Source organism: Clostridium thermobutyricum DSM 4928, assembly GCF_002050515.1.
GTDB classification, from domain to species: Bacteria; Bacillota; Clostridia; order Clostridiales; family Clostridiaceae; genus Clostridium; species Clostridium thermobutyricum.
The window spans coordinates 59,250-80,719 of record NZ_LTAY01000037.1 but is presented as its reverse complement, the minus strand read 5'-3'; the positions used below and the strand labels follow the sequence as shown (position 1 = coordinate 80,719).

Genomic DNA, 21,470 nt, shown 5'->3' with positions numbered 1-21,470 from the left:
TGTATAACAAATAAAAATTAGAGAATAATATTACAATATTAAATTAAGCTAAAAATATACTATATTTATAGTTTAGTTGACAAAAATGATATAAAATCATATAATTATATACAAAAAGTGTATAGGAGAAATATATGATAGATAATAAGGAAAATTTAGAAAAAATTCGTAATAATTTAATTAAAGAAGTAAGTGATGAAAAATTTCAATATGAAATAGTAAGATGCTTGAAAGAAGGAAATAAAGAATTTGAGTCAGATAGAAAAAAGAATAAAAAGCCAATAGATAGTTATAAATCATCTAAAGGAATGGATCGTGCTAAAAAAATTGGAGATATGATTTGTAATAGTAAAGAATTTAATAAAATCGGAGTTAAAGTGGATGTATTTTTAAGTCAAGGTATTCCGGTTATATATTTAAAAGATATAATGTTTACTATAAAATCTTTGAAAGATTCAAAGGATATTTTAAAAAATAATTCTGATTATATTAAAAAATATAGCAAGTTAAATAGAAAATTAAATCCACAAATAAGCATTGATACTATATTTGACGAGGAGAGTAATAATTTTGTATATAATTATTATGGAGTAATAGTATATCATATATCAAATGCAGGTATTTTGGAGTTTGTTAAATTTATTTTCTTAAATGAAAATACTAAAGAAATTTTACTAGAAATAAGTGTTAATAAAAATATAATCAACTCAGAAGAAAAAATAACTTCTAAAGAGCCAGAGATAGTTTCAGAAGATAATATAAAAGGTAAATCTTTAAAGAAATTACTTAGGATAAAATAAGTTTAGGAAGAGTTGTGATTATCTGATTAGGAGGAATTTATGTTTAATAATAATATTAATGGAGAACGTATAAAACAAGCTAGAGTTTATAGAGGACTATCACAATCTCAATTAGCAGAAAAATTACAAGTAACTAGACAGGCTATTTCTAATTATGAATCTAATAAGATGAATTTAAGTATTAATGTTATTTCAAATTTATCAAATGTATTAGGCTTTCCTTTGAGCTTTTTTAGTAAAGAAAAATGTAAAGTAGATGATAAAGGAGTAATATTTTTTAGAACAAAAAGCATCCCTTCAAAAACTAAGGCAGCTTTTAGGGAAAAAATTAGAATAATGGAAGAAGAGATTTTAGAATATTTTGAAAAATATATAGATTTTCCTGCATTAAATTTACCAGATTTTTCAGAAATATTAGGAGATGAAATATATAATTATAATAGAGAAAGAATAATAGAAGTAAGCAAAAAGCTTAGGGAGTATTGGGGACTTGGAATGGAACCTATAGATAACTTAATGTATATTCTTCAAAAAAATGGATTTATAATTAATAAACAATTAATTGATCAAGAAAAGACTGATGGATTTTCAAAAAAAGTAAATGGAAGAAATATTATATTTGTTAGCTCTAATAAAGAATCAGCCGTTAGGACTAGGTTTGATTTAGCTCACGAATTAGGGCATTTAATATTACACAATACAATAGAAGATGATGAATGCTATGAGAAAAGCATTGAATTAGATGCAGACTTTTTTGCATCGGAATTCATATATCCAAGTGATATTTTTATCAATGAAATTCAAGACCAACCATTAAATTTTGAAACATTTATAATATTAAAAGAAAAGTGGAAAATATCTATGCAAGCTATTATTAGAAAATGTAAGGATTTTAATTTAATATCCGAAGATAGATATACATATTTTCAAAAAAGATTAAGCTATAATAGATGGAGAAAGAAAGAGCCATTAGATGATAGAATTATTCCAGAAGAACCTAGATTATTAAATGATGTAATATCTTTATTAATAGATAACAATATAATAACCAAAAAAACTTTATTGATGGAGATAGATTTAGAAAAAGAGCAAATAATAGAATTTTGTAATTTGAAAGATGATTTTTTTGATGACACATTCGAAAATGTTATAAAGTTATATAAAAAGTCAGTATAGAAAATTAATTGAGAGATAGAGCTTTTAGAAATAAAGGCTCTATTTTTTTTATTATTTTTTACTGGAAATTAAGTACTGGAAATTGAAAAATTACATTCCTAATTGAGAAAAAATATATTATAAAGAAAATAGATGCAAAAAGATGAAATTAAAAGAAATAGTATAGTTTTATAATAAATTTAAAGAGTTACAAAATACTATAGTAGTGTAGCCTAAAATGATATTTTATCAATAAGGAGGTTTAAACATGAATGATAAATTAGGGAAATTTATTGAAAGTGAAATAGAGAACGATTTAGATATAAAGACAGTACAAAAGTACGAAAGTATAATAAAGGATTTTATTAATTATTTATATAATATTGGAGAAGATTTAGAAGATCCTAAAAATATAAAAAAGAATTTTAAATCTTATATAAGCAGCTTAGAAAATAAAAATTATAAACCTTCAACTATTAACCTTAAAATAACAGTAATAAATAAATTTTTAAGATTTATAAATATAGATTATTCAATGAAATATTTGAAACAACAGAAAAAATTATATATATCAAATGTTATTAGCGAATCAGATTATAGAAGAATGCTAGATGTTGTAACAGATAAAAGGGATAGAGCAATAATAATACTATTAGCAAATACGGGATTAAGGGTAAGTGAAGCTTTAAGCCTAACAACTGATATTATTAAAGATGATGTTATATTAGTTAAAGGTAAAAAGGGGAAATATAGAGAAGTGTTTTTATCATATAGATTAAAAGAAATACTTAAAGATTATATAGAAAATTATAGAATTAAAAGTAGCAGGAATAAATTATTTACTGGAAGAAAAGGAGCACTTAAAAGGCAAAGTATAAATAAAATACTTCTCAAGTATGCAAAGAAAGCAAGAATAAGAAAAGATAAAGCACATCCACATGCACTTAGACATTTATTCGGTAAAAGACTTGCAGACAAAGGAATAAGTCTTGATGTTATTGCAACCTATTTAGGTCATGAAGATATAAAAACAACAGTTATATATACTAAGCGTAATAGAAATGAATTAATAAATGTATTAGATGAAAATTTTATATAACTTGAAATCGTGCAAACTTTTGCAAACAAATGCAAGTTTTTACTTAAAAGACGTATTATAATATGTAGTGTAAGATATTCCGACATACACAGCATGGATTACATTGTAAAGTCAACCTTATAATTTTAAAAGATTTATTTATTTAGCAAAAGAACTTAGCTTATTAATAAGCTAGGTTCTTTTGTTTTATAAAAAATAAAGGAGTGATATTTTATATAAAATGATTATGAAATCTAAATTTGATAAATATAAAAGAGATCCTGAAATAAATAAATTTTATAAAACTTACAAATGGAAAATGAAGCGTAAGGAAATATTAGAAAGAGATAATTATGAATGTCAACATTGTAAAGCTAAAGGTTTATATAGTAAAGCTCAATGTGTACATCATATAAAAGAACTAAAATATAATCCTTTATTAGCATTTGATAATGACAATCTTATAAGCTTATGTAATACATGCCACAATAAAGTACATGATAAGGGATTTAATTGTATTAATCATAAAAAAATACAGATAGAAGAAAGATGGTAAGGGGAAAAGGAAGCCCCCCCTAAAAATTTTTTGGTGAAAATTCTAAAGCCTGTCGGTCGACGGGTTCGTACCGACAAAACAAAAAAATTGATTTTTTCACATGAGTGGGGGGTGGCTATGAAAAAAATATTTAGAAAAGGAGGTGTGTTGGGAATGGAAAAAAGAGATTTAGCTTTTACAGATTACGTTAAAGGTATGAAATATAAAGAGATTGCTGAGAAACATAAAGTAACTTTGGCAACTGTAAAAGGATGGGCTAATAGAGGTAAGTGGACTAAAAAGAAAATAGAAGAAAAAAACTATATTTTGATTAAGGATTCACTTTTAAATCAGCTTGAAGAACTTAAAGAAAATAATTCTATTGAACTCCATTATAAAGATTTGCTCAATGATTATATGAGTTTATGGAAAATAAAAAATAAGTTAATAGCAGATATAGAAAAACGTGGTGTTTCAGTTCCTTGGTCTAATGGAAAAGTTCAAAGTGGATATAAGAAAAATGAAAGTATATCCGAACTTTTAAAAACAAATGCTCAAATGTTAAAAATACTAAATGAATTAAATTTAAAACCAATTATTCTAAAGGATAATGATGAAGACATTGAAATTTAATAAATATATTGATGAATACATTGAGGGCGTTAGAAAAGGAAAAATATTAGCTTGTGAAAATGTAAAAAAATCATTTGAGCTAGTAGAAAGAAAATTATCACAATCAAATATAATAATTGATCATGAAAAAATAGAGTTAGCTATAACTAAAATAGAGCAATACTTTAAATTCAAATTATTAGATTGGGAAAAATATATAATTGCTTTAGTTCATTGTTATTATGATGATGATACATTAGTATTTACATCTTTCTTAATAATGATGGGAAGAGGAAATGGAAAGAATGGATTTATATCAGGATTAGCATGGTATTTAACAACTCACTTTCATGGAATACAAAAGTACAATGTAGACATTGTTGCAAATTGTGAGGATCAAGCAAAAACTTCTTTTGAAGATGTCTATGAGGCTATAGATGATGATAAAAAATTAAAAAAAGCTTTTTATTATACTAAAGAGCAAATAGTCTATAAAAAAACTAGAAGTTATATAAGATATAGGACTTCTAATGCAAAAACTAAAGATGGTTTAAGACCTGCATGTATAATTTTTGATGAAATGCATGAGTATGAAAACTATGAAAATATAAATGTTTTTAAAACAGCTTTGGGAAAGAAAAAACATTCAAGAACTTTTATGATAACTACTAATGGAAAAGTTAGAGGTGGAGTTCTTGATGATTATTTAGAAATAGCAGATGGAATATTAAAAGGTGAGAATACTAAAAGTAGAATGTACCCTTTTTTATGCTCTTTAGATTCAGATGAAGAAGTCCACGATAAAAAGAACTGGCATAAAGCTAATCCAAGTCTTAAATATTTTAAAAATTTAAGGCTTGAAATGGAAGAAGAATATGACTCAATGGAAAGAGAACCCCAAACTGCTATTACATTTATGACAAAAAGAATGAATAGACCAGCACAAGCAGCTTATACAGCTGTAGCACCTTGGGAAGAAATAAAAGCTACTAATCAAGAGATTCCTGAATTAGTTGGATTTCCTTGTATTGGTGGAGTTGACTATGCAAGTGTAAAAGATTTTGTAGGGGTAGGTCTTTTATTTAAGTATGGCGAAAAAAGAATTTGGATACATCATAGCTTTATTTGTAGAAAGGCGTTAAATATGCCGGGAAGAAAATTTAAATTTGATATCGAATTAGCTGAGAGTAAAGGTTTATGTACTATTATAAATGATGAGACTATTGAACCTAAATATATAGTTGATTGGTTTATAGAAAAATCGGGTACATATAATATTTTAAATATAAAAGCTGATAGATATAGAAAATCCTTATTAAAAAGTGCATTTAATGAAGCTGGATTGCCTTTAGAAGATGTAGGGAATGGTTATGCTACCCATAATAAGTTAGCTCCTTTAATAGAACAACTTTTTGCAAAGCATAATATTATTTATGGTGATGATATGATGATGCGTTGGTATACAAATAATGTTTATGTGGATATAGATAAAAAAGAAAATAAAAGTTATAAAAAGATAGAGCCTATGTTGAGAAAAACAGATGGCTTTTTTGCTTTTTTACATGCTCTTACAGAGGATGAAAAAATTCCACAATTATATTATGAGGCAGCAGAAATAGTAAATAATATTGGATGTGTAACTTATTAGAAAGGGGGTGATTACTTGGGACTTAGAAATTTTTTTCAAAATATATTTTTTAAAGAAATGGATGGTTTTAGTACAACTTCTAATCCAGTAATTGAAGCAAGTATTTTGTATAAAGAGTTTGCTATTCAAACTTGTATTTCTTTAATAACAAATGCTTTATGCATGAGCGAATTTGATACGTATAGATCAGGAGAAAAAGTAAAAGAAAATAGTTATTATGCTTTTAATATAGAACCTAATGTTAATCAAAATGCAAGTGAATTTTGGAGTCAAGCTATAACCAATTTAATTTATACAAATGAATGTTTAATAGTTCAACTGCAAGGAGGATTTTATGTAGCAGACTATTTTACTCATAATGAAAAAGTTTTTTATCCTGATACTTATACAAATGTAGTTGTTAGAGGTTATCCATTGACAGATACATTTCAAGAAAGTGATGTTTTTTATTTTAAGTTGAATAATGGAAATATTAAAGCTTTATTAGATAGTTTATATAAAGACTATAGTAATGTTTTAGGCGTTGCTATGGATGCATATTCTAGGTTAAATGCAGAAAAGGGGATACTTCATGTAAATGGTACAGTTCCACTAAATGGACCAATTAGAGAAGCATTTGATAAATTAATGAATAATGATTTTAAGACGTTTTTTAATTCTAATAATGCGGTTTTACCTCTACAAAATGGATATAAATATGAACCTTTAAGCAAGTTAACAGGAGTAAAACAAAGCAGTACATCTAGAGATATTAAAGCTATAATAGATGATATTTTTGAGTTTGCTTCAATAGCAATACATGTTCCAAAAGGAGTTTTTAAAGGAGATATTGTTGATGCAGAACATCAAACAAATAACTTTTTAATGTTTACAGTAAATCCTATAGCTAAAATAATTAAAAATGAAATCAATAGAAAATATTATAAGAAAAATAATGTTTTAGCAGGTACATTTTTAAAAATTGATACTAGTAAAATAGCTAATGTTAATATAACTACTCTATCAAATGCAGCTGATGTATTATTTAGAGCTGGTGTAAATACAATAAATGATAACTTAGAGCTTTTAGGTAGAGAACCTATAAATGAGGAGTGGGCTAATAAACATTATGTTACTAAAAATTATCAATCAATAGTTGATATGGGAGGAGGAGAGATAGATGGAACAGAGAACAATGGCTCTACAAATTAGAAATTCAGATATTGAAAATAGAACTATTTCAGGTTATGCAGCAGTTTTTGGAGAAAACTATACTCAACTTTATGATAGATGGGGAGATATATTTTTTGAAAAAATTTCACCAGGAGCTTTCACAAAAACTTTAGCAGATGGAAATGATAAATTTATGCTTATTAATCACGATTGGAATAAAGTTGTAGGAAGAACAAATTCTAATTTAACATTATCTCAAGATGACACTGGATTAGCATTTGCTTTAGAAGTTCCAAATACTGTTGATGGAAACGACCTTTTAGAAAATGTAAGATTAGGACTTATTAAAGGGTGTAGTTTTGGATTTAACATAGTTAATCAAGAATGTAATTGGGATGATGATTATAATTTCTATAGAAATATAACAGAAGTAGAATTATTAGAAATTACAGCTACTCCAATTCCAGCATACTCAGATACAACAATAGCCGCAGCAAGAAGTAAAACACAAATCGAATCAATTAAAGAAATGAGAAATAAAGAAATTGAAGCTAGAAAACAAGATGAAAATAAAAATGAACCTGAAAATAAAGAAGAAGAAATTTTTAAAAGAAATGCTGAATTTATTTCAGCTTTTTTTAATGCTTTTAATTAATAAAAAAAGAAGGAAGGTATAGAAATGACAATTAAAAATTTAGATAATACAAAAATACAAAATGATGAATTAAGAAATCAATTAGCTACAGCATTAAAAGAAAATGATGAAACAAAAGTATCGGAAGCAATGGTGAGAATGGCTGAAGCAATAGAAGCAAATATATTAGCTGAAGCTAAATCAGAAGCTAGATCATTAATTAATAAAGAAATAAATGATAGAGAAATATTAAATAAAAGAGGTTTAAATGTATTAACTACAGAGGAAAGAAATTATTATTCAAAAGTAATAGAAAAAAGAGGATTTACTGATTTAGATGTAACTATGCCAAATACTATTTTTGATAGAGTGTTTGAGGATTTAGTTCAGAATCATCCACTTTTAAGCAAAATAACATTTCAAAATACTACTGCTGTTACAGAATGGATAGTAAGAAAAAGTTCAGTTGCAGCAGCTTGGTGGGGTAAATTAACTGATCCAGTAAAAAAAGAACTTGAAGGAGCATTTGGAAAAGTTGAAACTAAACTATATAAACTATCAGCTTTTATGCCAGTTTCGAAAGGTATGTTAGATTTAGGGGCACAATGGTTAGATAAATATGTAAGAACTGTTTTAAGTGAATCATTGTCAATGGCTTTAGAGTTAGGTATCGTTGCTGGTACTGGAGCAGACCAACCAATAGGTATGATGAAAGACTTAAATGGAGCTGTAGTTCAAGGAGTATATCCTGATAAAGCACCAGTTACATTAACAGATTTAGAACCTAATACTTTAGGAACTAATGTAATGGCTCCACTTACTAAAAATGGGACAAGAGCAGTTCCAAATGTTTTACTGATTGTTAATCCTTTAGACTACTGGCAAAAAATATTTGGGGCTACTACTTTCTTAACTCAAAATGGTACTTATGTATATGGAGTTTTACCAATACCAGGAGATATAGTTCAATCAGTAGCAGTTCCACAAGGGAAAATGATAGCTGGAGTAGCTAAAGATTATTTTATGGGAGTTGGCTCAAACTCAGAAATAACAGCATCTGATGAATATAAATTCTTAGAAGATGAAAGAACATATTTAGTAAAACAATATGCTAATGGTAGACCACAAGATGCAGATTCATTTATAGTCTTTGATATTTCAAGTTTAAATTCAAACGGACCTTCTAGTAAAAAAACATCTAACAAACAATAATGAATAATATTTTAGAAGATTTAAAACTTAAATTAAATATAACTTGGGAAGATCAAGACGAATTATTGAATCACATTATAAATTCAAGTAAAGAATATTTAAATTATATAGCAGGGCGTAGTATTGATTATACTATGCCTTTTAACAAAAGTATTCTTTTAGAATGTTGTAGATACGACTATAATAACGCTAGAGAATTATTTGAAATTAATTTTAACAGAGAATTGATCGCTTTGCAGATAAAAAACTTAGTAACAGAGGTTAATTATGATATTAAATGAAAAACAATTAACTAACAATTTAAGAAAAACTTATAATTTGAAAGTAGATATTTTAATTTTAAATGATAGTTCTCAAGATAATGAGGGGTTTACAATAGAAAAATGGGATAAGTATTTAACTTGTTGGTGCTTTAAGAAAAATAGTATAGGAAAAGAATTTATAAATTCTAATGCAGATAATACTGAAGAGATTATTTCATTTACAACTAGATATTGTAATAAAATAGTTGAAATAGATAAACCGGGAATGACTAAAAAACTAAAACTTTTTTATCAAGGAAGAGAATGGAATATAATTGACTTAGATGATTATAAAGATTTGCATTCTGAATATGATATAACAGCAAAATTAATAAATTAGAAAATATTTCTTTTTTATGTTAATATTTAATTATATTAAATATAGGGGGAAATATAAATTGAAAAATCAATTTTTATACTAGGGTTAATTGGAGGTATTATAGGAATACTTATGGGAACAGTTTTATTTATATTAGGTTTGAATTCAAAAGTAACTGATATTTTTGGAACTCAAGAAATTTTATGCGGAGTAGTAGCGGTGCTTTCTAGTATTATAGGACTAATTGGGGGATGTATTAATAGAAAGTTTATGTTAATTATTGCATTTATTTTAAATTTAATAGCTGCTTTCAATCTAATCTCTAATAGTTCTACTGGACTATACTTTAGTGTAGAAATGGTTGTAACTATACTATTTTTAGTAGCAACAATATTAGCATTTTTAAATAATAAAGAAAGTAAAAGAGCTTATTAATTAAGCTCTTTTTTTTATGAGGCAATTATTTATGAGTATAGAGCTTGAAGGAATCGAAGACTTTGAAAAACTTTTAGGAAATATGGTTCTCAGTCAATCTGATAGAAGAAAAGCTGTTAAAAGAGGTATTACAGTTATTGCTGATGGTTTAGAGAAAGACACTCCAAAAGGGAAAAATAAAAAATTATCTGAAATAAAAGTTACAGTAAGAGAAAAAGATTTAGCAATGGAAGGGGTAGCTAGGTCTAAAGCTTTTTATGATGTATTTCAAGAGTTTGGGACTAGTGAACAAAAAGCCCATGTAGGTTACTTTGAAAGAAGTGTAGACTCTAATTCAGAGAAAGCAGTGAGTGAAATGGCAGAAGTTATTTTAACTAAAATGAGGTAAAAAATGAATATAAAACAGCATTTATTGAATACATTAAAAACTGATTCTGTATTAAATTTAACTGGAGATAAAAAAGTACATTTTATACATGCCAATAATCCTATTGCTCCTTATATAGAATATATGGTTATTAGTGAAACTGGAGCTGAATATTCAGAAGGAAAAGAAAATTATACTAAATATACAGTTCAGGTAGATATCTTTAGCTTAGGAAATTATTCAGAATTAGAAAATGAGATTAAATCTGTATTGATTAATGCAGGATATTGTAGAGATCAAGCAATAGATTTATATGAAAATAAAACAGGATTATATCATAAGGTAATGAGATTTAATATTTCATTACCTTATTAATTTTATAAAGAAAGAAGGAATTTTAAAATGTCAGAAAATCAAAAGATTTTACCAGTAGTAAATATATCAAAATTATATGCAGCACATTTAAAAACAGAAACTTTAGAAAAAATAGATTTTGATACTCCTCGATACCTAGAGGGAGTTAAACAACTTGGAATAAAACCAAAACAAAATAGTGACGATTATTATCATGAAGGAAGGAAAGTTTTAACTGAACAAACATTAGAAGATATTACTGTTACTATAAATATAACTGATTTAACTGATGAAGATGAATGCTATCTAATGGGTCATAAATTAGCTAAAACAGGAGGTTTCATAAGAAATGGTAATGATATAGCTCCTACAGTAGCTTTTTTATATGAAGCAGATAAAGCACAAGGGGTTAAACAATATGGCATTTTATATGCTGGTACTTGTGGTTTAGGAGATGAAACTATTAAAGATCAAGAAGGAAAGACAAATTATCAATCTAAACAAATACAAGCTAGTTTTAGACCTTTAATAAATGGGAAGTGGCAATATAAAGTAAGCTCAGACTCTCCTAATGTTACTCAAGAATTTTTAAAGAATTTCTTTAACCAAGTTACATTAGCAGAAGAACTAGAAGAGCAAACAGATAATAAAGTAACACAATAAAAAGGAAGGTGTAAAATATGTTAACTTTAGACTTAAAAGGTGAAATATTAAGTTTTAAGATGACTAATAAAACTATATTAGATATAGATGCCAAGTATGAAAATTTTGGGCTTGTTATAAATGGAGTCATGTATGGAAAAGAACTATATAATAATTCTTTAAGAGTTTTAGAATGTTCTTGTATATCTGAAAGAAAAGAACCTTTAACAATAGAAGAATTGGTTGATAAATTAGAGCCACAGCAATTAACACAAGAAGTTGTTACTTTAGCGACAGAAATTTATTATGAGTATATAGGAATTAAGAAAATTGATGAAGAACAAGAACATGAGGAAAAAGAAATTAAAAAAAAATAGATTTAAATGAAAAGCCTTTTAACTTTAATAGGCTTTTTTTAATTGCTAAAAAAGAATTAAATTTTACAAGACAAGAGTTCCTCGATTCTACTTTTAGAGAAATTGTAGACTTACTTGAGGAACTCCATTCTTTAATAAATGATGATTCTACGGAATGTGAATATGTTCAAAAAGTTATTCCAATAGAACAAGTACCTTTCTTATAAAAAGGAGAAGAAATGAGTGATTTAGAAAAAAGAATAACGGCTAAGATGGTACTAGATGATTCAGGTTATTCTAGTACACTTAGAGGAGTAAATTCAGAATTAAAAAATACAAAATCAGAATTTAAAGCCGCTAGTTCAGGTCTTGAAGCATTTGGAAGAACAACGCAGAATGTAGAAAGAGTTCAAGCAGCTTTACAAAGACAAATTGAATTACAATCTAGAAAAATTGCTGTTTATAAAGAAAATATAGAAAAAGCAAATACAACTCTTAACAAAAATGTATCTGAAAGAGAAAAATTAAATAAAGCCATACAAAAAGAAGAGTCTAATCTAGAAAAACTTAAAAAAACCTATGGTAAAAATAATCAAGCTGTTACTGATTCTGAGAAAAAATTAAAAGAACTTAAAGAACAATATAATAAAGTTGATTCATCAATAGAAAATAATGCTAAAAGAATTCAAGGTTATCAAACTACTTTAAAGAATGCTGAAGCAGATTTAAATAGAACTGTAGTTGCAAATAAAAGATTTAATGATAGTTTAAAACGTGAAGGGGGACTCTCTGAAGCTTCAAGAAAGTTAAAGAAAACAGGAGAAGACATACAGAAATTAGGTAGTAAATTTGATTCTGCAGCTAATTCAATGATGAAAGCTGCAGTGCCATTAGAGATTGCCGGTATTGCTTCTATAAAAGCATCTATGGACTTTGGTACATCTGTATCAAAAATGAGTACAATCGCAGATGAATCAGAAGAACCGATAAGTAAATTAAGAGAGCAAGTTTTAAACTTATCAACTCAAACTGGTATAAGTGCTAAAGATATAGCAAATGATGCATATGATGCAATGTCAGCTGGACAAAAAACAGCTGATTCAGTAGGATTTGTTAAAAAGGCTACTGACTTAGCGACTGCGGGTTTTGCAACATCAGCTCAGACTATTGATGTTTTAACATCTATTTATAATGCATATGGACAAACTGTCGATGATGTAACAAAAGATAGTGATATTCTTATAGCAACTCAAAATATAGGTAAAACAACAGTTGGTCAGTTATCACAAAACATAGGGCTTTTAATACCAGTTGCAAAAGAAAGTGGAGTTCAATTAAATCAAGTTGGTGCTGGATTAGCATTAATGACTAAACAAGGTATACAGACTAGTGAAGCTATAACGAACTATAAAGCTATGTTATCTGAGTTAAATAAAACTGGTAGTAAATCAGATAAAATCTTAAAAAAATTAACTGGAGAAGGTTTTGAAGGATTAATAAAAAAAGGTAAAACTGTTAGTGATGTTTTAAACATTTTGCAAGGTTATGCTAAGAAAAATAATGTGAAACTAGGCGATATGTTTGGTAATATTAGGTCTGTTACTGGTGCTCTTGCTTTAGCTAGCAATGGTGGAAAAGATTTTAATGATATTCTAAAGCAAATGAATAATTCATCAGGATCTACTGAAAAAGCATTTGAAAAAATGAGTAATACATCAGAATATAAGCTTAGAGTAAGTATAAATAAGTTAAAAAATGATGGAATTAAATTAGGAACAGCATTAGAACCTATTGTTACTAGAGGAATTGATATTGTTAGTAATTTTGCAGATGCTTTAAATAAATTAACACCAGGTCAATTAAAACTTATTGGAGATTTAGCATTAGGGTTTATAGGGCTTACTGCAGCAACTAAAGGGCTAGGGGTAGCAACAAATGGTGTTGGTGGTCTAGTAAAAATGGTAGGAAAGTTTAAAGCTCTAAAGGCGGCAGAAACTGCTACTGATTTTGCAAAAACACTTTTTAGTGTTGGTGGAGCTGCTGAAGTTGCTGGAGCAACTACTGCTGGAGCTGGAGCAGCGGTTACTGGATTTGGTGCCACAGTTGCTGGGTTAGCTTTGCCTATAACTGCAGGAGTAGCAGCAGTTGCAGGTCTTGGATACGCAGGATATAAAACAGCTGAATATTTAAATTCAAGTGCTACACCAGCAGTAGATTTATTTGCAGATAAAGCTGTATATTCATCTCAACAAATTACTACAGCACATGGAGTTATGACAGCTCAAGTTCAAACAGATACTATTAAAATAAGTGAAAGTACTAAAAATGCTGTTGGAGCTTATTTAAGTTTAGATAAAAAAGCTAGTGATTCATTAATGGATTTAAGAATGAATTCAGATAAATTTACAAATGAAGCTAAAAACAAGGTTATTAAAAATTTTACTGATATGAGCAAAAAATCTAGTAATTTATCTGAAGAACAACGTAATAATATGGTTGTAGATTTTCAAAAGTTAGTTAGTGATACTGGAGTTCTAACTGAAAAAAATAAAAATGAAATAATATCTAAATATACTCAAATGGTTAATGCAACAAAAGGATTAACAGATAAACAAAGAAAAGAAACAATTAAAAATTTTACTGATACACTTAATCAATCAGTGGCATTAACTAAAAATCAATCTACTCAAATGCAAAAATTATATAAAGAGATGGGAGATAAAATAAAAGCTGGTAATGATAAAAAAAGAGATGAGGAATTGAATAGTCAAAAAGCTTTTTTTGCTAAAAGTAATGTTTTAAGTAGTAAAGAAGAAGCAGATATTTTAAAAAAGACTACTGATTTTTGGAATAAAAAGAAAGATAACGTAAATGAGATACAAAGTAAAATAACTGAAATTATTAAAAAAGCAGCGGACCAGCATAGACAAATAACTAATGATGAAGCTAAGACTATTGAGGATTTACAAAATAAAATGAAAGAACAAGCCGTTAAAACTCTTTCAGAAAATGAAGTACAATCTAAAGTTATATTAGAAAGAATGAGTGATAATTCTAAAAATATAACAGCACAAATGGCTAGTGATAGGATTAAACAACTTAATAAATTAAGAGATGATTCTATTAATGCAGCTAATCAAGAATGTGATAAAAGAATAGCTGAAATTATAAGAATGAGGGATGAGTCTAAAGTTATTAGTGCAGATCAAGCTGATAAACTTATAGCAGATGCTAAAAGGCAACGTGATGAAACAGTACATGCAGCAGAGGAAACTCGAAATCAAGCGGTTGATAAAATAACTAATATGAATAGTTCAATTAAATCTAATGTAGATACTACTACTGGAGATATATTATCAAGATGGCAAAAGTTAGCGAACTGGTGGGATAATTGGCACCCTATTAAAAAATCTTTTGAAGTTCTAGGAAATGCATTATCACAAACTGCTAATTCAATGCCTCATAACTGGACTGGAAATTCACATTTTAAAGGTGGATTTACTACCCTTCATGAAAGAGGTGAAGAACTTTATGATTTACCCTCAGGAACTAGAATTTATAATCATGAAATGTCAGAACAAATGGTTTTAGAAACTGCTAAACAAACAGCTCAAGGGCTTATTGATTCTATAATTAACAATAAAGATTTTAATAATACTAATGATATTAATTTAAATCTTTCAGTTAATTTAGATGGACATGTCTTAGCTAATATGACTGACAAAATAAATGGCAAAAAGCAAAGGTTAGAAAGGAGAATGCGTGGTGGTAGGGAATAGACAATTACACTTTAATAATAAAAACAGCTTTGATGATTTTGGATTATATATAGAAAAATTTTATATTCATGCCCCAACTCCAAAAACTTTTGAAGAAAATATTCCTTATGTAAATGGCTCTATCAATTTTGATAGGGTCATTAATTTTGGAGAAAGACTTTATAACAATAGAAATATTGATATAACTCTTTTTTACAAAAGTACAGATAATATAGCTTTATTCAATTCATTAAGTGATATACAAACATGGCTTTTAAATACTTTAAATTCTGAAATAGTTATAGATGGTATTGATGGCTTTTTTGTTGGAAAAGTAAATAATATTTCAAGCCTTGAACTTCTTCGAAGAACTGGAAAATTATCATTAACATTTAATTGTTATCCTTTTAGATTATTAAATTATGGTGAAGATATTTGGGACACATTCAACTTTAATTTAGATGTTACTGAATACACTTCTTATACTATAAATAATTCATTAAATATAGAGATTGTAAATCGTGGTGTTAGTGTTTCTCCAACTATAGAATGTAGTTCAGATATGAATTTAATTATTAATGGAATTACCTTTAATTTAAAAGCAGGAATTAATAATATAAAAAAATTAAAGCTCAAAAATGGAGTAAATAATATTTTGGTTAATGGTAATGGAACTATAAATATTAATTTTAGAAAGGAGTTAATATAATGGCTGATATAAGTCAATATACAGATAAGATAAGACACGCTGTATATGGTAAAGAGGTTAGAGGATCATTAGCAGATGGTATTGAAGCTATTAATACTGAAGTTGAAGCAAATACAAAACATGTTAATGATACTTCTACAGATATTCAAAATTTCAAAAATGAAATAAATCAAGCTGAATCAATTAGAGTTCAAGATGAAAACGAACGAAAATCTAATGAAACTAATAGAATTAATGAATTTGATTCAATGAAAAATGAGTTTAATTCATTGAAAAATAATTCTACTGAAGCTACTAATAATGCAAATAATGCTGCAAATAATGCTAATTCAACTGCTACAAATTCAGAAAATAGAACAAGTCAAGCGATAAATGATTTAACTAATAAAGTCAATCAAGCAGTTACGAATGTTACGGCTAATCAAATCGGTGGAACTAACATATTAACTGGTACACAAAATTTTGATTATGGCTGGATTTTAGGTGAAAATGGTGTTGATGCAAAAATAGATAGAACTAATTTATTTCAAGGTTGCGCTGTTGAAGTTTTATGGTACGATTGGAATTATTTTTACCAAGATGTAAATTATGAAGTTGGAAGAACTTATACTATATCTTGCTATGCAAAAGCTGATAAGGAAGGAGCAAACATTTATTTTTCATTAGCTGACAACATGACAGCATGGGGAATGAAAAAATTAACAACAGAATGGAAAAGATATGTATTTACATTTACTCCAACTTTAAGTACAGGAAGTTTAAGGATAGAGTGTAGTGGGGTAAGCGATAATAATAAAGCTTATGTTTCGAAAATCAAGCTTGAAAAAGGAACTATGGCTACCGATTGGTGTCCATCACCTTTTGATAAACAGGATAGAATCAAAAATTTCGGTGGAACAAACTTATTAGATAATACAGATTTAGCTAATCCGATTCAAATGTTTTATAATACCCCAAATATTCAACTTATTGTTGATAAAACATTCCAAAGACAAACATCCATCTATAATGAAAAATTAATAGGTCTTCAAAGCGCAGGTGATAGTTTTGGTGATACTTATACATCATTATTTAGGACGAATGATAAAATAATTCAGCCTAATACAACCTATACAATATCATTTAATTATATGAGCTTACATGCTGCAGGAGATATAAGTTCAAGTTGCTTTTTATATTTTAATAAAAATGATGGAACTCAAGAAAATTTATATATGGATGTTGATTTAGCAAGTCATGGAGAAAACTGGTTTAAATATGTAAAAACATTTACTACACCAGCAAATATAAAAAATATAGAAGTAAGGTTCGGGTTTAGGTGTACTGCTTTTGCATGGTTAACGATAGATGGTCTTAAATTAGAAAAAGGAACAATAGCTACTGACTATAGTTTATCTAATACGGATATTAAAAACAAATTAGAAAAAGCTTCAATAGATAATGCACCAGTAGATCACAATTGTAATTCATTTATTCAACCTAATTCAAGTTTCTTGTGGGACACAGGGCTAGATGGATTTAAGAATACTCCTTTAGGAGATTTAGAAAAAGGAAGTGCAATAGTATTTGAAGTTGTTAACTATGGGAATGATGGTAGAATACAACAAGAATTTAGACAAACATATCCATTTTATCAAACAAGAAAATGGATCAGAAATTACACATCAGATTCGAATGGGCAATGGTCAGATTGGAGACCTGAATTTCTTGGATGTGGACCAATTGGTCAAGGTGATGATTTTAATGGTATGACTAGCATGGGATGTTATAAAGTTCAAGCCATAAATCCTTTTACTAAAAATAGTCCTTTGACTTTAGATAATGGAATTTATGGTTTTGGATTACTGAATGTATATGAAAGCGGAGTAGCTGAAGAACATAGAATATTACAAATATACTATCCTCACCAATCGGGAACAGTTGGTCATAGAACACCAGTAATGAGAATGAAAAATAGTACAGGTTGGACAGATTGGACTTATATAGGTGCTACATTAAAAGATATAGATAGGCTAACAAGTCAAATTGCAAGTAACAGTTCATCAATAAATGACCTTTATAACTGGGTAAATAGGAACGTACAAATGGAGTATATAAGTGGTGCTACATCATTAACGTTACAACCTAACAAAGCTTATTATCTTGATGGACAACACGTTGCAGATATAACACACATAGACCATTCAGCAATTCCAGCAGGTGGGAAAGTATATTTCTATGTAGCTTCAGGCGACCCACTCGCACATATAGTTTTTAGAAGAAGTGGTTTATGTAATCAAGATGTGAGGGTTTGGCTGCCAAAAGGTCAGGACTTTTGGATTACAGGTAATGAAAATGGAGATACTATTTTTACTTTAATGAAAATAGGTGATGCCATGAGATTTTTAAGTTAAAAGGAGTGATAATATGCACAGTAAAAATTTTAATTTTTGGAAAGAAGCTTTTGAAAGAAAGCAAGTTGATATTTATACTTTAGCTCAAATGACTGGTATAAATGGAGAAATTACACAAGATGAATTCCAAGAAATAACAGGAATGAATTATATTCCTGATACATCAACAAATAAAGTTAATTTTGTATCAACAGCAGATATAGTTAAAGAATTAGCAGCTACTAAAATTGCTAACACACAAAAAGATAATCAAATTAAAGTATTAAGTAAGCAAGTTATGGAAAATAAACTTATTAGTCTACAAAAAGATAATCAAATTAAAATTATGATGCAAACAATAATGAATAACAAACTTCAATTAATGAAGCTTGAAAATAAATAATAAATAGAAGAAAGAAGGAATTTGAAGTGGAAAAACATAGTGCAAGTTACGAATTTTATAAAATGATGTGGGATAACGGTTGGACTGATGAAGCACAACTAAGACAAGCAGTAGTAGAAGAAGGAAATTACACTACTGCTAATGGAATAACTCCAAGTGAGTTTAAAGAAATAACAGGCATTGATTTTGAAGTAAAAGAACCTACATCATCATCAGTAACTCAACCAGTTACACCAGAACAAAATACACAAGTAACTCCAAAATAAGAACAATAATAAAATAGGCAATAATTTTAGAACTTTAAGGGTTCTTTTTTTATTGCCTTAAATTTTAAAAAGGAGTGATTTTTATATTTGAAATACGTTTAAAAAATTCAGATATTGCAATAGATAATGTAACAGCTCCAGTAATAACTTTTGAAGAAAATAAAGCAGTTTTATTAGAATTTTCAATATCTTATTTTTCTAATTATTTTAATAAATTAAATAGATTTATTGATAAGCTTGAAGTTTTTAAAATAAATGATGATTTTTCAGAAATTAAAATTTATGAGGGAAGAGTTTTAGATATAAAAAAATCTATGGATTCAGCTGGTAAGTTTATAAATCAAATTGTATGTGAAGGATATTTAAATTATCTTTTAGATACTGTAGTTGGAGTTTGGGAGGTTCATCCTGCTGAATTACCACCTGATGCACCAAAATATGCAGAGCCTAATTATGATACTAAAAAATTTCTTGAAAAAATACTTAATAATCATAATTCAAAAGTTGAAGATAATAAAAAAATTTATCCAGGTAATATAACTTTAATAGAACCTATTTACTGTATGACTAATCGTGAAACTTCACTAGGAGCTATCTATGACAAATTAATAGATAAACAAGGTGGCTTCTTAAATTTAAGAGAAGAAAACGGGAAGTTATATTTAGATTATTTAAAAGATAATCCAGTTACAGAAGAAAATGAAATTGAAATAGGTGTTAATTTAAGAGATATTTCTTCAGAAAATGCACTTAAAACTATTTGCACTAGATTAATTGCAGTTGGTTCGGAAGGGAAAATAACTTCAATAGCAGAAGATAATGAGCTTATAAAAAAATATGGAATAATTGAGAGGGTAGTTGAGTGGAAAGATGTAACTATTCAAGAAAACTTAGATAGAAAAGCTAAAGAAAAATTAATAGAGATTAATAAAGATTTAGATGTAGCAGCTATAACAGCTTTAGATTTAAGCTACATAGATAAAAATTTTAATGAAATTAAATTATCTCAAAATGTAAATGTAAGCTGCGAACCTTTGAATTATTATGAAAAACATAGAATAGTTAAAATTGCTTTAGATTTAGAAAAGCCTTGGAATAGTGTATTTGCTTTAAATAGCCCTACACCTAGTCAAGTTTCAGAGAATAACAGCATTATTGAAGAAACTAATAATAATAAATTAGAAATTCTACAGATGAATGGGAAGCTAATTCAAAAAGTTTCTAATAGTGAATTTCAGAGCTATCGAGAACAAACTGCCAAAAGTATTAGTGAAAAAGTTTCTAGTTCTGATTTTCAAACTTATAAAGAGCAAACAGAAAAAGACATAAGTCAAAAGGTTTCTAACAATGATTTTAGTACGCTTTTTAGGCAAAATATTGAGGGCTTTGATTTTGTCATAGGTAATAACACTCCTTTAAGCATTAGAAAAGATTCATTAGTTTTTAGGTTTAGTGATGGCACTACTTGTACCATGGATTCAAATGGTTTCAATTGGAATAGAAATGGTTCAAGCTATCCTTATCATTCATGTTTTTATAGAGGAGTTATAAATTTTGTTGCTAGTGGTTCAACAGTTAGAGCTTATTTACCTGATTTTATGAAAGGGAAAAGAGTTGAATGGGGCTGGGAAGCTGGGAATGTAATTCCTGAAAGGTCTACTGATTTAGTTTATAGCTTTACGGTTGAAGATGTTACACAGGATAAAAGTCAATGTGAATATAAAGACTTTAGAGCTTCACTTATGGTTAGAGATCCAAACAAAGAAAGCTCCCCTAGTTGGAGAGGAAAATTAAATATTATATATACATTAATAGCATAAAGAAGGTGAATATATGTTTATAGTTTATAGCAAACAGAATGGCAAAATTAAAACAGTTGCTAGTGGAAATAATTATAAGTCAATAAAAGATTTGTTCCCAGCTGAATATGAAGATTATGAGCTTATATATGATTGTTTAAATACTGATGATGATCCTTTAATTTTAAATAATCCTAGTATGTTTGTAATTAAAAATAGAAATGTAGTATTAAATAAAAATTTAAATAAATATCAGGAGTAAATTATGAAGATAGATATAACAGTTTTAGTAGGATTTGTAGCCACAGTATTATCAATTTGGGGTATATTACTCAAATGGAAAAAGGATGGAGTAAATCAAGAATCTTTAGAAACTAAAGAACAAACTATACTATCAACTAAATTAGATTATATAAGCAGAAATTTAGATGATATAAAAGTCGATTTAAGAACTAGAGCAAAAGAAAATGCTGAACTAAAGGAAAGAGTTATTATAGTTGAAGAAAGTGTAAAGTCAGCACATAAAAGAATTACTGAATTAGAAGAAAAATAGAAAGAAGGT

At 27.6% G+C, this 21,470-nt stretch carries 24 protein-coding genes; all 24 read left to right on the top strand.

The features are described from left to right. Positions 1–134: 134 nt before the first annotated feature. The gene (locus tag CLTHE_RS07425; protein WP_080022685.1) at positions 135–800 is read left to right on the top strand and encodes a hypothetical protein; all 666 of its coding nucleotides are present in this window, start codon (positions 135–137) and stop codon (positions 798–800) included. A gap of 39 nt (positions 801–839) precedes the next feature. Then, positions 840–1,976, top strand: coding sequence for a helix-turn-helix domain-containing protein (locus CLTHE_RS07420; RefSeq protein WP_080022684.1), 1,137 nt, complete (start codon positions 840–842; stop codon positions 1,974–1,976). Between the two features lie 247 nt (positions 1,977–2,223). Next, positions 2,224–3,054 carry a tyrosine-type recombinase/integrase gene (locus CLTHE_RS07415; protein WP_080022683.1) on the top strand — a complete coding sequence of 277 codons (831 nt, stop codon included), beginning with the start codon at positions 2,224–2,226 and terminating at the stop codon, positions 3,052–3,054. 226 nt (positions 3,055–3,280) lie between these two features. After that, positions 3,281–3,589: an HNH endonuclease gene (locus CLTHE_RS07410; protein WP_080022817.1), complete on the top strand. Its 309-nt coding sequence runs from the start codon at positions 3,281–3,283 to the stop codon at positions 3,587–3,589. Positions 3,590–3,706: 117 nt separating this feature from the next. Continuing rightward, on the top strand, positions 3,707–4,201 hold the full coding sequence (locus tag CLTHE_RS07405) for a P27 family phage terminase small subunit (RefSeq protein WP_242945626.1): 495 nt from the start codon (positions 3,707–3,709) through the stop codon (positions 4,199–4,201). Next, the gene (locus CLTHE_RS07400) at positions 4,179–5,828 is read left to right on the top strand and encodes a terminase large subunit domain-containing protein (RefSeq protein WP_143324039.1); all 1,650 of its coding nucleotides are present in this window, start codon (positions 4,179–4,181) and stop codon (positions 5,826–5,828) included. Before CLTHE_RS07405 ends, CLTHE_RS07400 begins: the two co-directional genes overlap by 23 nt. A gap of 15 nt (positions 5,829–5,843) precedes the next feature. Then, positions 5,844–7,019 carry a phage portal protein gene (locus tag CLTHE_RS07395; RefSeq protein WP_242945625.1) on the top strand — a complete coding sequence of 392 codons (1,176 nt, stop codon included), beginning with the start codon at positions 5,844–5,846 and terminating at the stop codon, positions 7,017–7,019. Beyond that, entirely contained in the window at positions 6,988–7,635 is a 648-nt protein-coding gene (locus tag CLTHE_RS07390) for an HK97 family phage prohead protease (RefSeq protein ID WP_080022682.1), read from the top strand. The genes CLTHE_RS07395 and CLTHE_RS07390 overlap by 32 nt, the downstream gene beginning before the upstream one ends. 18 nt (positions 7,636–7,653) lie before the next feature. Next, entirely contained in the window at positions 7,654–8,826 is a 1,173-nt protein-coding gene (locus CLTHE_RS07385; protein ID WP_341456353.1) for a phage major capsid protein, read from the top strand. Further along, positions 8,826–9,107 carry a head-tail connector protein gene (locus CLTHE_RS07380; protein ID WP_207748065.1) on the top strand — a complete coding sequence of 94 codons (282 nt, stop codon included), beginning with the start codon at positions 8,826–8,828 and terminating at the stop codon, positions 9,105–9,107. Before CLTHE_RS07385 ends, CLTHE_RS07380 begins: the two co-directional genes overlap by 1 nt. Continuing rightward, positions 9,094–9,468 carry a phage head closure protein gene (locus CLTHE_RS07375; protein ID WP_080022680.1) on the top strand — a complete coding sequence of 125 codons (375 nt, stop codon included), beginning with the start codon at positions 9,094–9,096 and terminating at the stop codon, positions 9,466–9,468. Before CLTHE_RS07380 ends, CLTHE_RS07375 begins: the two co-directional genes overlap by 14 nt. A 111-nt stretch (positions 9,469–9,579) precedes the next feature. After that, entirely contained in the window at positions 9,580–9,882 is a 303-nt protein-coding gene (locus tag CLTHE_RS07370; protein ID WP_080022679.1) for a hypothetical protein, read from the top strand. A gap of 31 nt (positions 9,883–9,913) precedes the next feature. Continuing rightward, entirely contained in the window at positions 9,914–10,270 is a 357-nt protein-coding gene (locus CLTHE_RS07365; protein ID WP_080022678.1) for an HK97-gp10 family putative phage morphogenesis protein, read from the top strand. A gap of 3 nt (positions 10,271–10,273) precedes the next feature. Further along, complete coding sequence (gp17, locus tag CLTHE_RS07360; RefSeq protein WP_080022677.1) at positions 10,274–10,624, top strand: tail completion protein gp17; 351 nt, start codon at positions 10,274–10,276, stop codon at positions 10,622–10,624. 27 nt (positions 10,625–10,651) lie between these two features. Then, on the top strand, positions 10,652–11,266 hold the full coding sequence (locus CLTHE_RS07355) for a major tail protein (protein ID WP_080022676.1): 615 nt from the start codon (positions 10,652–10,654) through the stop codon (positions 11,264–11,266). Between the two features lie 17 nt (positions 11,267–11,283). Next, a complete protein-coding gene (locus tag CLTHE_RS07350) occupies positions 11,284–11,622 on the top strand; it encodes a hypothetical protein (protein WP_080022675.1) in 339 nt (112 codons plus the stop codon). 218 nt (positions 11,623–11,840) lie between these two features. After that, the gene (locus CLTHE_RS07345) at positions 11,841–15,380 is read left to right on the top strand and encodes a phage tail tape measure protein (RefSeq protein ID WP_080022674.1); all 3,540 of its coding nucleotides are present in this window, start codon (positions 11,841–11,843) and stop codon (positions 15,378–15,380) included. After that, positions 15,367–16,068: a hypothetical protein gene (locus CLTHE_RS07340; protein WP_080022673.1), complete on the top strand. Its 702-nt coding sequence runs from the start codon at positions 15,367–15,369 to the stop codon at positions 16,066–16,068. The genes CLTHE_RS07345 and CLTHE_RS07340 overlap by 14 nt, the downstream gene beginning before the upstream one ends. Beyond that, positions 16,068–18,461 (top strand): phage head spike fiber domain-containing protein, encoded by a 2,394-nt coding sequence (locus tag CLTHE_RS07335; RefSeq protein WP_080022672.1) that lies wholly within the window; start codon positions 16,068–16,070, stop codon positions 18,459–18,461. Before CLTHE_RS07340 ends, CLTHE_RS07335 begins: the two co-directional genes overlap by 1 nt. A gap of 13 nt (positions 18,462–18,474) precedes the next feature. Further along, positions 18,475–18,843 carry a hypothetical protein gene (locus CLTHE_RS07330; RefSeq protein ID WP_080022671.1) on the top strand — a complete coding sequence of 123 codons (369 nt, stop codon included), beginning with the start codon at positions 18,475–18,477 and terminating at the stop codon, positions 18,841–18,843. Positions 18,844–18,869: 26 nt separating this feature from the next. Beyond that, positions 18,870–19,109 (top strand): hypothetical protein, encoded by a 240-nt coding sequence (locus CLTHE_RS07325; protein ID WP_080022670.1) that lies wholly within the window; start codon positions 18,870–18,872, stop codon positions 19,107–19,109. 74 nt (positions 19,110–19,183) lie between these two features. Further along, the gene (locus CLTHE_RS07320; protein ID WP_080022669.1) at positions 19,184–20,929 is read left to right on the top strand and encodes a phage tail protein; all 1,746 of its coding nucleotides are present in this window, start codon (positions 19,184–19,186) and stop codon (positions 20,927–20,929) included. Between the two features lie 13 nt (positions 20,930–20,942). Next, positions 20,943–21,170, top strand: a complete 228-nt coding sequence (locus tag CLTHE_RS07315) for a hypothetical protein (protein ID WP_080022668.1) — start codon at positions 20,943–20,945, stop codon at positions 21,168–21,170. 3 nt (positions 21,171–21,173) lie between these two features. Beyond that, positions 21,174–21,461 carry a hypothetical protein gene (locus tag CLTHE_RS07310; RefSeq protein WP_080022667.1) on the top strand — a complete coding sequence of 96 codons (288 nt, stop codon included), beginning with the start codon at positions 21,174–21,176 and terminating at the stop codon, positions 21,459–21,461. The last annotated feature ends 9 nt before the right edge of the window (positions 21,462–21,470 follow it).

What these genes read in the sequence shown, in the direction of transcription:
- CLTHE_RS07425 (WP_080022685.1), top strand. Translation starts at nt 135, where the DNA reads ATGATAGATAATAAGGAAAATTTAGAAAAAATTCGTAATAATTTAATT.
- CLTHE_RS07420 (WP_080022684.1), top strand. Translation starts at nt 840, where the DNA reads ATGTTTAATAATAATATTAATGGAGAACGTATAAAACAAGCTAGAGTT.
- CLTHE_RS07415 (WP_080022683.1), top strand. Translation starts at nt 2,224, where the DNA reads ATGAATGATAAATTAGGGAAATTTATTGAAAGTGAAATAGAGAACGAT.
- CLTHE_RS07410 (WP_080022817.1), top strand. Translation starts at nt 3,281, where the DNA reads ATGAAATCTAAATTTGATAAATATAAAAGAGATCCTGAAATAAATAAA.
- CLTHE_RS07405 (WP_242945626.1), top strand. Translation starts at nt 3,707, where the DNA reads ATGAAAAAAATATTTAGAAAAGGAGGTGTGTTGGGAATGGAAAAAAGA.
- CLTHE_RS07400 (WP_143324039.1), top strand. Translation starts at nt 4,179, where the DNA reads ATGATGAAGACATTGAAATTTAATAAATATATTGATGAATACATTGAG.
- CLTHE_RS07390 (WP_080022682.1), top strand. Translation starts at nt 6,988, where the DNA reads ATGGAACAGAGAACAATGGCTCTACAAATTAGAAATTCAGATATTGAA.
- CLTHE_RS07380 (WP_207748065.1), top strand. Translation starts at nt 8,826, where the DNA reads ATGAATAATATTTTAGAAGATTTAAAACTTAAATTAAATATAACTTGG.
- CLTHE_RS07375 (WP_080022680.1), top strand. Translation starts at nt 9,094, where the DNA reads ATGATATTAAATGAAAAACAATTAACTAACAATTTAAGAAAAACTTAT.
- CLTHE_RS07370 (WP_080022679.1), top strand. Translation starts at nt 9,580, where the DNA reads ATGGGAACAGTTTTATTTATATTAGGTTTGAATTCAAAAGTAACTGAT.
- CLTHE_RS07365 (WP_080022678.1), top strand. Translation starts at nt 9,914, where the DNA reads ATGAGTATAGAGCTTGAAGGAATCGAAGACTTTGAAAAACTTTTAGGA.
- gp17 (WP_080022677.1), top strand. Translation starts at nt 10,274, where the DNA reads ATGAATATAAAACAGCATTTATTGAATACATTAAAAACTGATTCTGTA.
- CLTHE_RS07355 (WP_080022676.1), top strand. Translation starts at nt 10,652, where the DNA reads ATGTCAGAAAATCAAAAGATTTTACCAGTAGTAAATATATCAAAATTA.
- CLTHE_RS07350 (WP_080022675.1), top strand. Translation starts at nt 11,284, where the DNA reads ATGTTAACTTTAGACTTAAAAGGTGAAATATTAAGTTTTAAGATGACT.
- CLTHE_RS07345 (WP_080022674.1), top strand. Translation starts at nt 11,841, where the DNA reads ATGAGTGATTTAGAAAAAAGAATAACGGCTAAGATGGTACTAGATGAT.
- CLTHE_RS07335 (WP_080022672.1), top strand. Translation starts at nt 16,068, where the DNA reads ATGGCTGATATAAGTCAATATACAGATAAGATAAGACACGCTGTATAT.
- CLTHE_RS07330 (WP_080022671.1), top strand. Translation starts at nt 18,475, where the DNA reads ATGCACAGTAAAAATTTTAATTTTTGGAAAGAAGCTTTTGAAAGAAAG.
- CLTHE_RS07315 (WP_080022668.1), top strand. Translation starts at nt 20,943, where the DNA reads ATGTTTATAGTTTATAGCAAACAGAATGGCAAAATTAAAACAGTTGCT.
- CLTHE_RS07310 (WP_080022667.1), top strand. Translation starts at nt 21,174, where the DNA reads ATGAAGATAGATATAACAGTTTTAGTAGGATTTGTAGCCACAGTATTA.